At 39.3% G+C, this 13,002-nt stretch carries 16 protein-coding genes; 12 read left to right on the top strand and 4 right to left on the bottom strand.

Annotation, left to right across the window (positions count from 1 at the left end):
• Positions 1 to 23: 23 nt before the first annotated feature.
• The 10 genes from ccmA to ACFI4Z_RS03135 are packed head-to-tail and all read left to right on the top strand — an operon-like array spanning position 24 to position 7,773.
• Entirely contained in the window at positions 24 to 644 is a 621-nt protein-coding gene (gene ccmA / locus ACFI4Z_RS03180) for a cytochrome c biogenesis heme-transporting ATPase CcmA (RefSeq protein ID WP_099294382.1), read from the top strand.
• Positions 644 to 1,330: a heme exporter protein CcmB gene (gene ccmB, locus ACFI4Z_RS03175; RefSeq protein ID WP_099294384.1), complete on the top strand. Its 687-nt coding sequence runs from the start codon at positions 644 to 646 to the stop codon at positions 1,328 to 1,330. The genes ccmA and ccmB overlap by 1 nt, the downstream gene beginning before the upstream one ends.
• A 1-nt stretch (position 1,331) precedes the next feature.
• Positions 1,332 to 2,069, top strand: a complete 738-nt coding sequence (locus ACFI4Z_RS03170) for a heme ABC transporter permease (RefSeq protein WP_462669284.1) — start codon at positions 1,332 to 1,334, stop codon at positions 2,067 to 2,069.
• Positions 2,070 to 2,071: 2 nt separating this feature from the next.
• Positions 2,072 to 2,275 carry a heme exporter protein CcmD gene (gene ccmD / locus ACFI4Z_RS03165; protein ID WP_099294388.1) on the top strand — a complete coding sequence of 68 codons (204 nt, stop codon included), beginning with the start codon at positions 2,072 to 2,074 and terminating at the stop codon, positions 2,273 to 2,275.
• The gene (gene ccmE / locus ACFI4Z_RS03160) at positions 2,272 to 2,751 is read left to right on the top strand and encodes a cytochrome c maturation protein CcmE (RefSeq protein WP_462669283.1); all 480 of its coding nucleotides are present in this window, start codon (positions 2,272 to 2,274) and stop codon (positions 2,749 to 2,751) included. Before ccmD ends, ccmE begins: the two co-directional genes overlap by 4 nt.
• A gap of 1 nt (position 2,752) precedes the next feature.
• The gene (locus ACFI4Z_RS03155; RefSeq protein ID WP_462669282.1) at positions 2,753 to 4,720 is read left to right on the top strand and encodes a heme lyase CcmF/NrfE family subunit; all 1,968 of its coding nucleotides are present in this window, start codon (positions 2,753 to 2,755) and stop codon (positions 4,718 to 4,720) included.
• A complete protein-coding gene (locus ACFI4Z_RS03150) occupies positions 4,717 to 5,289 on the top strand; it encodes a redoxin family protein (protein WP_462669281.1) in 573 nt (190 codons plus the stop codon). Before ACFI4Z_RS03155 ends, ACFI4Z_RS03150 begins: the two co-directional genes overlap by 4 nt.
• A complete protein-coding gene (locus ACFI4Z_RS03145) occupies positions 5,286 to 5,747 on the top strand; it encodes a cytochrome c-type biogenesis protein (protein ID WP_394192040.1) in 462 nt (153 codons plus the stop codon). The genes ACFI4Z_RS03150 and ACFI4Z_RS03145 overlap by 4 nt, the downstream gene beginning before the upstream one ends.
• Positions 5,748 to 7,031, top strand: a complete 1,284-nt coding sequence (ccmI, locus tag ACFI4Z_RS03140) for a c-type cytochrome biogenesis protein CcmI (protein WP_462669280.1) — start codon at positions 5,748 to 5,750, stop codon at positions 7,029 to 7,031.
• A 10-nt stretch (positions 7,032 to 7,041) separates the two neighbouring features.
• Entirely contained in the window at positions 7,042 to 7,773 is a 732-nt protein-coding gene (locus tag ACFI4Z_RS03135; protein WP_462669279.1) for an MlaA family lipoprotein, read from the top strand.
• A gap of 50 nt (positions 7,774 to 7,823) precedes the next feature.
• Here ACFI4Z_RS03135 and ACFI4Z_RS03130 read toward each other — a convergent pair whose 3' ends face one another.
• A complete protein-coding gene (locus ACFI4Z_RS03130; RefSeq protein WP_462669278.1) occupies positions 7,824 to 9,050 on the bottom strand; it encodes an EAL and HDOD domain-containing protein in 1,227 nt (408 codons plus the stop codon).
• 365 nt (positions 9,051 to 9,415) lie between these two features.
• On the opposite strand from ACFI4Z_RS03130, the gene putP reads away from it, so the two are divergent.
• Positions 9,416 to 10,894, top strand: coding sequence for a sodium/proline symporter PutP (putP, locus tag ACFI4Z_RS03125; protein WP_462669277.1), 1,479 nt, complete (start codon positions 9,416 to 9,418; stop codon positions 10,892 to 10,894).
• A 68-nt stretch (positions 10,895 to 10,962) separates the two neighbouring features.
• Here the strand turns inward: putP and ACFI4Z_RS03120 are convergent, their stop codons facing one another.
• Positions 10,963 to 11,283 carry a YebG family protein gene (locus ACFI4Z_RS03120; protein ID WP_462669276.1) on the bottom strand — a complete coding sequence of 107 codons (321 nt, stop codon included), beginning with the start codon at positions 11,281 to 11,283 and terminating at the stop codon, positions 10,963 to 10,965.
• A gap of 264 nt (positions 11,284 to 11,547) precedes the next feature.
• Here ACFI4Z_RS03120 and ACFI4Z_RS03115 point away from each other — a divergent pair, with 264 nt between their 5' ends.
• Positions 11,548 to 11,844, top strand: coding sequence for a ComEA family DNA-binding protein (locus ACFI4Z_RS03115; protein ID WP_462669275.1), 297 nt, complete (start codon positions 11,548 to 11,550; stop codon positions 11,842 to 11,844).
• A gap of 55 nt (positions 11,845 to 11,899) precedes the next feature.
• On the opposite strand, the gene ACFI4Z_RS03110 is transcribed toward ACFI4Z_RS03115, so the two are convergent.
• Entirely contained in the window at positions 11,900 to 12,211 is a 312-nt protein-coding gene (locus ACFI4Z_RS03110; RefSeq protein ID WP_462669274.1) for a DUF6170 family protein, read from the bottom strand.
• Positions 12,211 to 12,723 (bottom strand): disulfide bond formation protein DsbB, encoded by a 513-nt coding sequence (gene dsbB / locus ACFI4Z_RS03105; protein WP_462669273.1) that lies wholly within the window; start codon positions 12,721 to 12,723, stop codon positions 12,211 to 12,213. The genes ACFI4Z_RS03110 and dsbB overlap by 1 nt, the downstream gene beginning before the upstream one ends.
• Positions 12,724 to 13,002: the final 279 nt, after the last annotated feature.

The following is a 13,002-nucleotide window of genomic DNA, read 5'->3' as shown; positions in this document are numbered from 1 at the left end:
TTTGGGTATAGAGAATCGTCATCTTGCTACACATTAAGTCCGTTACTTGCATCAAACAAGACCGCTGTTTGTTTGAGGATCTTAATTTCAGTTTGAAATCGGGACAAATTATGCAGCTAGCTGGCCCAAATGGGGCTGGTAAAACATCATTATTGCGCATTATTGCGGGTTTTGCTTCCCCAGATGAAGGTGATATTTTTTGGCGAGAAAACTCTATAACAAAAAGCTATGATGAGTTTGCCCGTGAGTTATTATTTATAGGCCACAAAACAGGTGTAAACGCTCAGCTCACGGCTTTAGAAAATGTACGCTTTTGGTTACAGATACAAGGCTATAACAATGAGCAAGACTTGTATCCGTTACTGGCAAATATTGGCTTAGTTGGGCTAGAAGATGTGCCTGTGCGAACATTGTCTGCTGGCCAGCAACGTCGTGTCGCACTGCTTAGACTTTGGCTAAACGATGCGAAATTGTGGATTCTTGATGAACCCTTTACTGCGTTGGATAAATCTGGAGTTGCGTTTTTACAAGATAGGTTTACCAGTCATTTGGAAAATGGCGGGGCTATTTTATTAACCACCCACCAAGATTTAACTACTCACTTTAATGATTTACAAACGGTTACTTTGGAGTACCGTCACTGATGTTACGTAAACATTCTTACTTACAATTATTTACAGCTGTTTGTAAAAAAGATCTACAACTGGCATTCCGTCAGCGTGCAGAAATAGTGAATCCGTTATTATTCTTTTTAATTGTGATCACATTATTTCCATTAGCAATAGGTCCAGAACCAGGACTACTAGCTCGAATGGCGCCGGGTATAATTTGGGTTGCCGCATTATTATCAACCATGCTTGGGTTAGATAAAATTTTCCGTGATGACTTTCATGATGGGAGTTTAGAGCAGTTAATAGCGTCGTCATATCCTTTGCCTTTAACAGTTTTGGCTAAGGTATGCGCGCACTGGGTTATCACTGGCTTACCCTTAGTATTAATGACCCCTTTATTTGCGTTGTTGTTAAATTTAGACAGCCAATCATTGGTTGCAACCGTATTTACTCTTTTATTGGGTACGCCCTTATTAAGTTTTATTGGTGCTATTGGCGCCGGTCTTACTGTGGGCTTACAAAAAGGCGGCATCTTAATGAGCTTACTTGTTTTGCCTTTGTATATCCCAGTTTTAATTTTTGCAACGTCCGCTATTGATACCAGTTCAATGTCACTGGATTATAGCGGGCAGCTTGCCATCCTTGGTGCGATGCTCGTCGTCGCTGTTATGAGCGCACCAATCGCCATATCGTCAGCATTAAAAGTGAGTGTAAGTTAATATGTGGAAGTGGTTACATCCCTACGCTAAAGCAGATCGTGCATATCAATTATGCAATACGTTACTGCCCTATTTTGCCGTTATTACGGTTGTGTGCATGGTTGTTGGTTGGGTTTGGGGGTTGGCATATGCGCCAGCAGACTACCAGCAAAAAGACAGCTATCGCATTATTTTTATTCATGTGCCCTCAGCTATTTTATCTATGGGCGCCTATTCATCAATGGCCATAGCGGCAATTGTTGCTTTGGTTTGGCAGTTAAGAAATGCTGAACTTGCTGTTATTGCGATTGCACCTGTGGGTGCATGTGCCACTGCAATTGCGTTGATCACAGGTGCAGCATGGGGTAAACCTATGTGGGGTGCTTGGTGGGTATGGGACGCTCGTTTAACTTCTGAATTGATTTTACTATTTTTATACCTAGGTGTGTTGTCTTTATATCATGCCTTTGAAGATAAGAAAGCCGCGGGTCGAGCGGCCTCTATTCTTGCTATTGTTGGAGTGATTAATCTACCAATCATTCATTTCTCTGTTGAGTGGTGGAACACCTTGCATCAAGGCGCATCTATCACAAAGTTTAATACCGAAGCGATTGACCCAAGTATGTTTTGGCCATTAATGGTCAATATCGTTGCTTTCGCAGCATTTGTTGGCACAGTGACATTAATTCGCCTTAAAAATGAAATTTTACAACGTGAAAAGCATCGTCCTTGGGTTCGTCAGTTGATTACAAGGGGTTAGTTATGCAGTTTGATTCTTTTTCTGATTTTATAGCCATGGGTGGGTATGGCTTTTACGTTTGGTTATCTTTTGGAACATGCGCACTTATTCTACTCGGTATTTTATTGAGTTCATTAAATGATACCAAACGTATTTTGGCATCTGTTAAGCAACAAGCTGACCGCGAACAGCGAATTAAGCAAGCCAAACAGGAGCAAAAATCATGAACCCAAGACGTAAAAAACGCCTGCTTGCTGTTACCTCCGTCATATTTGGACTAGGTGCAGTAGTGGGCTTAGTTTTGTATGCTCTGCAAGAAAATATCAATTTATTCTACACCCCAAGCGAGCTTATTGAAGGTAAAGGGCCAAACCTTGAAAAGCCTTATATTGGGCAAAAATTGAGAATTGGAGGCATGGTTGTGCCAGGATCTGTTGTGCGTGACGAAAGCAGTTTAGAAGTAAGCTTTAAGCTGACGGACACAGGGCCAATAGTGACTATTCGATACCAAGGTATCTTGCCTGATTTATTTCGTGAGGGGCAGGGTATTGTTGCACAAGGCGTGTTGATAGAGCCTAATGTAATTGAAGCGTTTGAAGTTTTGGCTAAGCATGATGAAGAGTATATGCCAGCAGAAGTTGCTGAGGCTGTAAAAGGAATTAAGCACGAAAAACCTAAATATAACTTAGATAGTGGCAATTAATATGATTCCTGAAATTGGTTATTTTTCTTTAACACTGGCCATGGTGCTGAGTGTTTTATTGTGTATTTTTCCTTTGTGGGGCGCGCATACAGGTAACTTGCGTTTAATGCGCGCTGCACCTTCTTTGGCCGTTGGGCAATTTGCTTTTGTTTTAATTTCGTTTGCTGCACTAATTTATGCCAGTTTAACAGATGACTTTACTGTAGCGTACGTAGCTTATCATTCAAGCAGTACGTTACCTTGGTATTATAAAATTACCTCAACATGGGGTGGGCACGAAGGCGCTATTTTATTATGGCTTGTAATGCAAGCAGGTTGGACTGCCGTTGTAGCAATGCGCTCGCAGTCTTTACCTTGGATATTAAGAGCTCGCGTATTGGGTGTGCTCGGCTTTTTAGGTGTTGGCTTTATGCTCTACACACTGTTGATGTCGAGCCCGTTTGAACTCTTACTACCTTACTACCCTGTTGAAGGGCGGGATTTAAATCCCTTATTGCAAGACCCTGGAATGATTATTCATCCACCACTACTGTACATGGGGTATGTTGGTTTATCTGTTTCTTTTTCATTTGCTATTGCAGCTCTACTTACCGGTAAACTTGATAACACGTGGGCAAAATGGTCACGTCCGTGGACAATGACCGCATGGGGGTTTTTAACCCTTGGTATCACTATTGGTAGTTGGTGGGCATACGCTGAACTAGGTTGGGGCGGTTGGTGGTTTTGGGATCCTGTTGAAAATGCATCCCTTATGCCATGGTTAGTTGCGACTGCTTTATTACATTCATTATCAGTTACAGAAAAACGCGGTGTATTTAAATCATGGACCGTATTATTGGCAATAGCTGCTTTCTCATTTAGTTTGCTTGGAACCTTTATTGTACGTTCTGGCATTATTGTTTCTGTGCATGCATTTGCTACAGACCCTGATCGTGGTTTGTTTATTCTTGCATTCTTAGCGATTGTAGTTGGCGGAGGTTTAGCCCTCTATGCATTACGAGTCTCAGAAGTGAAAAGTGAGGGGCGATATAAACTTGTCTCTCGAGAAGTGGCATTGTGGTTAAACAATATATTTTTAGTTGTTGCAACGCTCATTGTATTACTAGGTACGTTATTACCTATGGTCCACAAAGAAATGGGGCTAGGCAGTATTTCAATAGGCGAGCCGTTCTTCAATAAAATGTTTGCGATTTTACTCGTTCCTTTCGCGATTTTAATGGGGATAGGTCCTTTACTTCGTTGGAAACAAAATAAGTGGGCATTTTTACAAAATAAACTACTACTTTGCGCGCTTGCAAGTATCGCTGTCACGTCTGTTTGGCTGTTTTTAGGGTACGATGTTGTAGCACCCTTAACCTTACTTGCTACTACTTTAGCTGTGTGGATTGTTTTTACAACTGTGCTCGATATTGTTGATAAAACGCGAGTTCATGGCAGCCTACAAAATGGTTTAAAACGTTTAAGTGTAAGTTACTGGGCAATGGTACTGGGCCATATCGGTATTGCTTTTGTAATTGCTGGCGTGACTTTAACCTCGGCGTATTCGGTAGAGCGTGATGTGTCAATGAAGCCTTTAGAGGTTGTATCGCTTAACCAATATGACTATCGCTTTGAGGGTGTTAAGGATATCCGAGGACCTAATTACAGCGGCCATGCAGGTGTTGTAACGGTGCTTAAAGAGGGTGATAAAGTGGCAAGGCTATATGCTGAAAAACGTCAATATGACATTGGTATGCAATTTATGACTGAGGCGGCGATTGATGCTGGCTTTACTCGTGATTTATACCTTGCTTTAGGTGAGCAGTTAAGTAACGGTGGTTGGTCATTACGTATCTATCATAAACCTTATGTTCGATGGATGTGGTTAGGTGGCATACTTATTTCATTAGCAGGCTTTATGATATTAGGTGACAAACGCTATCGTAGCAGCAAAAAACGTGATTCAAAAAGCCAGCCGGAGGCCTTATGAACCGTAAATTTTTAGCATTGTTACCGTTATTAGCTTTTGTACTGATCTGTGTTTTTTTGTATCAAGGGCTCTTTGCAAACCCTCGAGAATTACAAACAGGACGAATTGGCCAGGCAATGCCCAGCTTTAACTTACCTGATCTAATGCAAGACGAGAAGCGTTGGCAGCAAACAGATCTTGAGGGTGAAGTCTACTTACTCAATGTGTGGGGTACCTGGTGCCCAACATGTTTAGCTGAGTTGGGTTATTTAACTCAGCTACGTGAGCAAGGAGTAAAGATCGTTGGTCTTTATTATGTGCAAAGCTACGATTCCGATTTTGATGGTCCATTTGACATGGACTCATTGCGTGATGAAGTGAGTACAATGCTTAGCAGAGCTGGTGACCCTTATCAGTTCAATATACTTGATTTAGAAAGAACATTAGCACTTGATTTAGGAGTGTCAGGGGCACCTGAAACGTTTTTAGTCGATAGTAATGGGACAATTTTGTTACACCATACTGGCGATATTAATCCACGAGTTTGGCGTGCGAAGTTTGCACCTATTATGCAGGAGTTAACGCCATGAAGTATTTATTTATTGGTTTAGTATTACTTTTTAGCTTTGCAGTTTCAGCAGAGCAAGATAGATATGTCTTTGCAAATGACGAACAAGCAAAACGGTTTGGCGAGCTTACTAAAGAGTTGCGTTGCCCAAAGTGCCAGAACCAAAACATAGCAGACTCAGATGCTGTAGTTGCGAAAGATTTACGTGACAAGGTCATTGTGTTGGTAAAAGAAGGCAAGAGCAAAGATGAAGTCATCGAGTATATGATTGATCGATATGGCTACTTTGTGCATTACGAGCCACCTGTTACTCCAGCGACATTAATATTGTGGGTATTACCCATCTTAATCGTCATCATTGGTTTTGGGTTCATTGTTATTCGACAGCGAAAAGCTGCAATAAAACAGAACTGGAACGATCAAGATGAAGAGTTACTGGCAAAACTAATTGCGCAAAACCAACGTCAGGAGCAAAAGTAAATGATTTTAATGTGGGCTTCTTTTGTGTTACTAACTTTAGTAGCTGTTGTATTTGTAGCTTTGCCTTTTTTGACAAAAGAACGTGTAAAAAGTGTCACTCATAATGCAAATTCTGAATTAATTGGCATATACCACCAACGATTAGAAGAGTTAGCGCTTGATTTAAAAGAACAACGTATTGAGCAGCAAGGCTACGATGAGTCAGTGGTTGAGTTGAAACGTCGTTTACTTAATGAGATCTCTCCTGAGAAGTCGTTATTTAGCCGAGGGAATAATGCGATATTGGCATTAACAGGCAGTACATTTTTAATTGTATTGACGGTAATTTTTTATACGGCAACAGGTTCGCAAAAACAGTTACAAGACTGGTATACCGCGATGGATAATTTACCTGAATATGGTGAGCGTGCAGTGATGCAAAAAGGCGAGCCGTTGACGCAAAATGAACTACAGGCTTTTGCTTTAGGTTTGCGAACCAAGCTTGCTCAAAATGGTGACGATCAAGTTGCATGGATGCTACTTGGAAGGGTTGCAATGTCACTGAATGAGTATGATATGGCACAGCAGTCGTTTGATAAAGTGTTACGTCTTAATCCTGATAATTTAGGTGTGATGGTCAGCTATAGCCAGTTGCTTTTAATGCAAGGTAGCGACACTAATATGACTCGTGCAGCAAGCATGCTATCACGTGTTTTAAAAGATGAACCGACTAATGTAGATGCTATATCACTGCTTGCCTTGATTGCGTACGAACGTCAAGATTGGGCACAAGCTAAATCTGCGTTTGAGGTGCTCCTCAGTACAATGGATACTCAAGATAGCCGCTATGCCATGATAGCTCAGCGCATTAGCGATATAGAGCAAAAAATGGCTGAGCAAAATAACCAAATTTACCCAGCGACCTCTTCAGAGAATATTACTAATTCAACCACAAGTGATGAAGGGATTACGGTTGATGTAAACTTAGATTCTGCATTAGTTAATAATCTTCCTGAAAACGGCACTTTATTTGTATTTGCCAAAGCGGCTAAGGGGTCACCGATGCCGCTGGCTGTAGTTAAGCTAACCGATTATAGTTTTCCACTTAAAGTGCAACTTAGTGATCTGAATTCGATGATAGAGGGTCTAACTCTTTCGAGTTCTGAAGAAATTATAATTACAGCGCGTATCTCAAAAGATGCCTCAGTGATGCCTTCAAGTGGTGAGCTTGAAGGAAGTTCCCCCGTATTAGAACGAGCCAAGGTAACGCAACATACATTACTAATAAATGAGTTAATTCCTTAAAGGATAAAAGATGTTAAGACAGAGTTTACTATTGATTGGGTTACTAGTTGTTGCAGGATGTGCGCAAGTACCTAACGAAAAAGTTGATGAACGTGATCCGCTTCAATCTTTTAACCGCCCTGTTTATGATTTTAACATGGATGTGTTAGATGCCTATATTTTGCGCCCAACAGCAGTTGGGTATGTTGCTATTACACCTACTCCGGTAAGGCGCAGTGTAGTTAATTTTACTGACAACATAACTGCGCCAACGGATGCTATAAATGCGACACTACAGGGGAAGCCGGGTAATGCTGGGGTCAGTATTGCACGCTTTTTAGTTAATTCTACTGTGGGTATCTTTGGCCTATTTGATGTAGCGAGTTCATTAGGGCTCAATATCATTGATGAAGATTTTGGTCAAACGCTCGGTGTTTGGGGGATAGGTGATGGTGCATACTTAATGTTGCCAGGTATGGGGCCTTCAACAACACGTAACCTAGCTGGTGATGTTGTTGATAACTTTGTTCTACCTGAGATCACATTAACGACGCCACAAACGGTGTTAGTTTTTGCACTTAAAGCGGTTGAGGCAAGGGCCTCGCTCATGGCTCAAGAGAGTCTACTTAATGAGTCACTAGACCCTTATATTTTTATGAAAGATATTTATTTTCAACGTCAATTGTATGAACTACATGACGGTGATCCGCCAATTGAAAAAGAACCAGAAGACTTTGATGAGGATTTTTTAGAAAGTCTTTAATTATAAAAGTGCTAGCCTAAACAACTAGCACTTTTCAATCTACAGGCTTTTTATTCATCACCCAATACTTTCATTTGCGTGTTTGCCCAAGTAAGAGCTTCATGATATGAGTCTGGTATTTTATCAGATGATAAATCCAATTTATCTATAATAGTGTTTGCGCTTTGCCAATCTGCTTGTTCGTATAACTTTACCAATTCCAAGTATTGTGCGAGCAGACCTTTATTTTCAACAAGTGCGTCCTTAATGTCATTCGACAGGGGCAGCTTTTTCATAACGCTTTGCATACTTTCATCTAGAATAGCATCCATAAGTGACATCATCCCTGTTAGAAAAGCCATTCCAGTATCTTTAACTTTATTGTGCTCAATTGCCAATAACTCCGTGAAACGAGCTCGAGTGAGTGATAATCGTATGAGTTCGGCTGGCTTATTTGCAGCTACTTGAGCTGCAAATAATAACGACAGAAACTTTTTAATTTCCTGCACACCAAGCACGATAAGAGCCTGCTTAATGGTGCTAATTTCAGCACGTCGCTTAAATGCTGCTGAATTACTATAACGTAATAGCTTGTAAGAAAGTGTGACATCCCGCTCAAATACATCGGTTATTTTCTTCAGGTTTATGTCCATTGACGACGTTTCATAAAGCAGTTCAGCTAACGCGATTTGTGAAGGCGGGAGTGACTTACTTTGCACCATTTCTGGTTTTGAAAAAAAGAAGCCTTGAAAATAGCTAAATCCAAGGTCTAAGGCTAGTTGGTATTTTTCATGGGTTTCTACTTTTTCTGCAAGCAGTTTAATTTGTGGGAAAGGTTTAATCTCTTCAATTATTTGCTTTATTTGATCAAGTTTGCAGCTTAAAAAATCAATTTTAATAATATCAATGTATGGGTAAAAGTGGCGCCATACTGGCTGATGGATATAGTCATCTAAAGCAAGTGTGTAGCCTTTCTCTTTTAAATCTTTAACGATTGCTAGTAAGCGTTTACCGGGTTGTATTGTTTCAAGTATTTCTACAACTATTTGATCTTTTCCTAATAAAGTCGGGTAACCTTTTTGCAAGGTATCTAATGTGAAATTAATATAGGCAGGTTTATCGTCTGTTAAATCTTCTAAACCGAAGTTAAATTGACTGCCCTCAATGAGCCTTGAAGTTGCTTCATCGCCATCGATGTTTGGAAAAACATTATCAACGCCATCACGAAAAAGAAGCTCATAACCAATGAGTTCTTTATCGCGATCTAAAATTGGTTGGCGCGCAGCATAAAAGTACATAAACAACTAATCCGATTAATTTAAACAATTACATAGGCAATATAAGATAAATAATGAAAAATAGCATTAATAATATTTTAAATTGTAATCCTAAAGCATTAATTTATTGAAAATATATTTATTTAAGCCTAAGGCATATAATAATTTATTGCCATCTATCTAAACAAAAATTGTTTGTTATATGAAAACAGGTTTTACCTCAGTTACTTATTCGACAAAAGCTGGAGGTAGAGTTATTTACCCTAGCCGTGATATAGTCATCATCTAAATTGGCTTTTAGACCAATAATGTCTTTTTTATACATCTACGCTAGAGTCATTATTAGGATTAAAAACCAGATAAAAACTTCACAAACGGAGGCAAATTTGGAAACAGGAATGATTATTTCTTTAGCTGCATACTTTATTGTTATGCTCGGGATTGGCCTATATGCATATAAACAGTCTACTAGTGATGTGTCAGGGTATATGCTAGGAGGGCGCAGTTTGTCACCTTCTGTTGCTGCATTATCAGCAGGTGCATCCGATATGAGCGGCTGGATTTTAATGGGACTACCTGGTGCTATGTTTGTAACTGGCTTTAGCAGCACGTGGATTGCAATAGGTTTGGTGTTAGGGGCATGGTTAAACTACTTACTAGTTGCACCAAGGTTGCGAGTCTATACAGAAAAAGCAAACGACTCTATAACTATACCTGATTACTTTTCTAACCGCTTTACTGATAAATCTAACTTATTACGCGTCGTATCTGCTGTGGTAATTATTGTGTTTTTCACACTATATACATCGTCAGGTGTTGTTGCAGGGGGTAAGTTATTTGAAAGCTCGTTTGGCTTATCCTATGAAATGGGTTTATATATCACCACAGGTGTAGTGGTACTATATACTTTGTTTGGCGGTTTTTTAGCGGTGAGTCTCACAGATTTCGTGCAAGGCTGTATCATGTTTGTTGCGTTAATACTCGTGCCAACAGTTGCATACTCTTTGCTAGAACAGCCGCTAGAGTCAACGCTTAATAGCGTAAACCCAGAGATGCTTAACTGGATTGGTGCCGGTTCGGCGCTAGGCATTATATCTGCTATGGCGTGGGGTTTAGGTTATTTTGGTCAGCCACATATTATTGTTCGCTTTATGTCTGTTCGCAGTGTTAAAGATATGCCTACTGCACGCCGTATAGGCATGACTTGGATGATTACAGCAGCAATTGGCGCGGTAGGTACTGGTTTGTTTGGGGCTGCTTATACGTATGAAAATAATATAGTTGTTGAAGACCCTGAAACTATATTCTTAATACTCTCAGAGCTTTTATTTCACCCATTAATTGCAGGCTTTTTATTAGCAGCTATTTTGGCGGCCATAATGAGTACTATTTCCTCGCAATTGCTAGTTAGTTCAAGTTCGTTAACAGAAGACTTCTACAAAACGTTTTTAAGAAAAGAAGCGAGTGATACTGAGTTAGTTACCGTTGGGCGTATCAGCGTTGCTGCGGTTGCAATGTGTGCTATATACTTAGCCTATGACCGTGATAGCTCAATTCTAGATCTGGTGAGTAACGCATGGGCTGGTTTCGGTGCTGCTTTTGGTCCTTTGGTTTTATTCAGTCTTTATTGGAAGCGAATGAACTTTGCTGGTGCATTAGCCGGCATGGTTGTTGGTGCGGTAACAGTACTTATTTGGATTTATGCCCCAATAACAATTGAGGGTGAAAAGTTAAGTAGTATTGTTTACGAAATCATCCCGGGCTTTATATTATCAAGTATTGCCATTGTTGCTGTTAGTTTAACAACACGAGCACCAAACAATGAAATTACTGATTTGTTTGATGAGGTTGAACAGTCACTGTAACGAGATGAAATTCAATCAATAAAAAAGGAGCTTATAAGCTCCTTTTTTATTGAATTAATATATCTGCTTTAACTGGCTGCTTTTTCAGATGTACTCTTTAAGTCAGTAACTTTATCTGTGTCTTTCTTTGTTTTAGCCTGAGTAGGCTTACTGACTACATCTTTTGCGCCCTTAAGCACATTAATGAAACCATCTTTGCTTTTGGCCATTTCTAAAGCAAGAGATTCAATTTGTTGTTCACTCAAAGGAACGTCTACCTTTTCTAGCATAACCTCTAATGACTCTGCTATGTCGAGCATTTTGTCATATGCATCAGCTTCTTTTTTAGTAGTAAACGTCATACGCTCAACTCCGCTTCTTTCTACAACATATTTAACAACAACAGCCATGATCTCTCCTGCTAACGTACTTTTGTGTAATATTACACATTGAATTAGGTTACTGTTTTTATGTACAGTAATTGTTTGCGTGCATTTTTGCAAGTTAACATTTTAATTTTTTTATTATCGGTACATTTGACAAATTCATGACAGTTTACTTTATTTAATAGGTCCTACCTTTATCTTACTTAAAGAACTGAGATTAGTTAAAAGGGAGGCCAATTTTGTTCACTATTAATTTAGTCCAAGTATGGACGGCATGGAGGAAAAAACATGAAGTTTTTAAGTTTAATAGTTATTTTACTTGGCTTAGCAATAGCCAACCCAAGTTATGCAGTTGATAATACATCAACAACTGCAAATGAGTTAAGCAAAGCTGCAATGATCAATATAAATAAAGCAAATATTGAACAATTGATTACCTTACCCGGTATTGGTAAATCTAAGGCGCAGGCAATAGTTGAGTATAGAGAGAAACAAGGAGCGTTTAAATCGGTTACTGAATTGACTCAGGTTAAAGGGATTGGAAATAAATTATTGGCAAAATTAGAAGGAAAGATTGTGTTATAGCAGCGAGTTTCATAACAATATATCACCTTGAGTGAAACTCTTGTTAAAAGGCGAGTTAATTCTCGCCTTTTGAACTTTTATGGTGTTTTAAAGCTTCAGGTAAATAAGTTTTTGCAAAAGCAATCTCAACAGGGGTCGTTAGTAAGGGATAGCTAAGCCCTGCTAAAAGCAACCCTAGTAGCATTAGCCAGCCTTCAATATACACAAGAGATGCAAAAACAGGTGTTAAAAGCAGTAGTTTTACAATACGTAAATTGATTTTTTGCATCGGTGAGAGCATAGATAACGCGATTGCTATTACCTCTTGTCGCTCACGTACTTTAAGATGATTAAGCTGCTTAATTTGACTAGAAAAAAATGCAATCATTATAAACTCTTTTTGATCAACAATCGGCTAAATATAACAGCGAAAAACACCACAGTAAATGCAGCGAAAATCACTTCCATCCATGCCGGCATACTTAACCCTAAAAATTGCCAATCAATATTGCCACAATCACCCGTTGCTGCAAAAAAGTGTGGTATCCAGTCATGCAATGGGAGTGGGAAATTAGGTTCAAACTCACAGCTAAATGCAAACGGATCAGTGGTTGTTTGCATATCAATATGTTCACGGGCTAATAAAAATCCCCATATACTCGCAACAGCCCAGGTAGAAAGAGCTGTAACACGTACAATCATATTATTAGGTTTAATAGCCCCAATGACCCCTGCGATTAATAGTCCGAGCATAGCTGTTCGTTGATATATACACATAATGCATGGCTCTAAGCCCATTTGATATTGAAAAAATAAAGCGATAACTTCAAATGAGAATGCTATTAATGCTAATAAAACCCAAGGGGTGCGTTTATGCGCTAAGTTTGCTAACCAATTCATTGTGTTTCCAATTTAAATCTTTGTCGCAGATTATGACCCAGTATTCAATCAAGGTGCAAGTGTAAACCTGAAGGGAGTAATTAAATAACCGAATTTTGGTAAAGGGATGTGCTAAAGAATTTATGTTTTCATAAATTTTATCCATAAAATTAAAGTTAGAGGGAATGGGCTTTATTAAACTGCTTTAGATTAAACAGACAGTTTTCTTAGTGATTACAAAAACTCTAAAGATAAAGAGCATTATTTTAAATTTGATAGGGCAGGGCTTGTTGTATTGGT

It is taken from the genome of Pseudoalteromonas sp. RWi3, from assembly GCF_054960735.1.
The sequence above is the reverse complement of the archived record's forward strand: the minus strand, read 5'-3'. Positions and strand labels throughout refer to the sequence as shown.

Excerpts from the sequence above, each read along its gene's own strand:
- ACFI4Z_RS03120 (WP_462669276.1), bottom strand. The coding sequence starts at position 11,283 with ATGGCTGTTGTTGTTAAATATGTTGTAGAAAGAAGCGGAGTTGAGCGT.
- ACFI4Z_RS03110 (WP_462669274.1), bottom strand. The coding sequence starts at position 12,211 with ATGATTGCATTTTTTTCTAGTCAAATTAAGCAGCTTAATCATCTTAAA.
- ACFI4Z_RS03130 (WP_462669278.1), bottom strand. The coding sequence starts at position 9,050 with ATGTACTTTTATGCTGCGCGCCAACCAATTTTAGATCGCGATAAAGAA.
- ccmD (WP_099294388.1), top strand. The coding sequence starts at position 2,072 with ATGCAGTTTGATTCTTTTTCTGATTTTATAGCCATGGGTGGGTATGGC.
- ACFI4Z_RS03145 (WP_394192040.1), top strand. The coding sequence starts at position 5,286 with ATGAAGTATTTATTTATTGGTTTAGTATTACTTTTTAGCTTTGCAGTT.
- ccmI (WP_462669280.1), top strand. The coding sequence starts at position 5,748 with ATGATTTTAATGTGGGCTTCTTTTGTGTTACTAACTTTAGTAGCTGTT.
- ACFI4Z_RS03155 (WP_462669282.1), top strand. The coding sequence starts at position 2,753 with ATGATTCCTGAAATTGGTTATTTTTCTTTAACACTGGCCATGGTGCTG.
- ccmB (WP_099294384.1), top strand. The coding sequence starts at position 644 with ATGTTACGTAAACATTCTTACTTACAATTATTTACAGCTGTTTGTAAA.
- ACFI4Z_RS03135 (WP_462669279.1), top strand. The coding sequence starts at position 7,042 with ATGTTAAGACAGAGTTTACTATTGATTGGGTTACTAGTTGTTGCAGGA.
- dsbB (WP_462669273.1), bottom strand. The coding sequence starts at position 12,723 with ATGAATTGGTTAGCAAACTTAGCGCATAAACGCACCCCTTGGGTTTTA.
- ACFI4Z_RS03115 (WP_462669275.1), top strand. The coding sequence starts at position 11,548 with ATGAAGTTTTTAAGTTTAATAGTTATTTTACTTGGCTTAGCAATAGCC.
- ACFI4Z_RS03170 (WP_462669284.1), top strand. The coding sequence starts at position 1,332 with ATGTGGAAGTGGTTACATCCCTACGCTAAAGCAGATCGTGCATATCAA.
- ccmE (WP_462669283.1), top strand. The coding sequence starts at position 2,272 with ATGAACCCAAGACGTAAAAAACGCCTGCTTGCTGTTACCTCCGTCATA.
- ACFI4Z_RS03150 (WP_462669281.1), top strand. The coding sequence starts at position 4,717 with ATGAACCGTAAATTTTTAGCATTGTTACCGTTATTAGCTTTTGTACTG.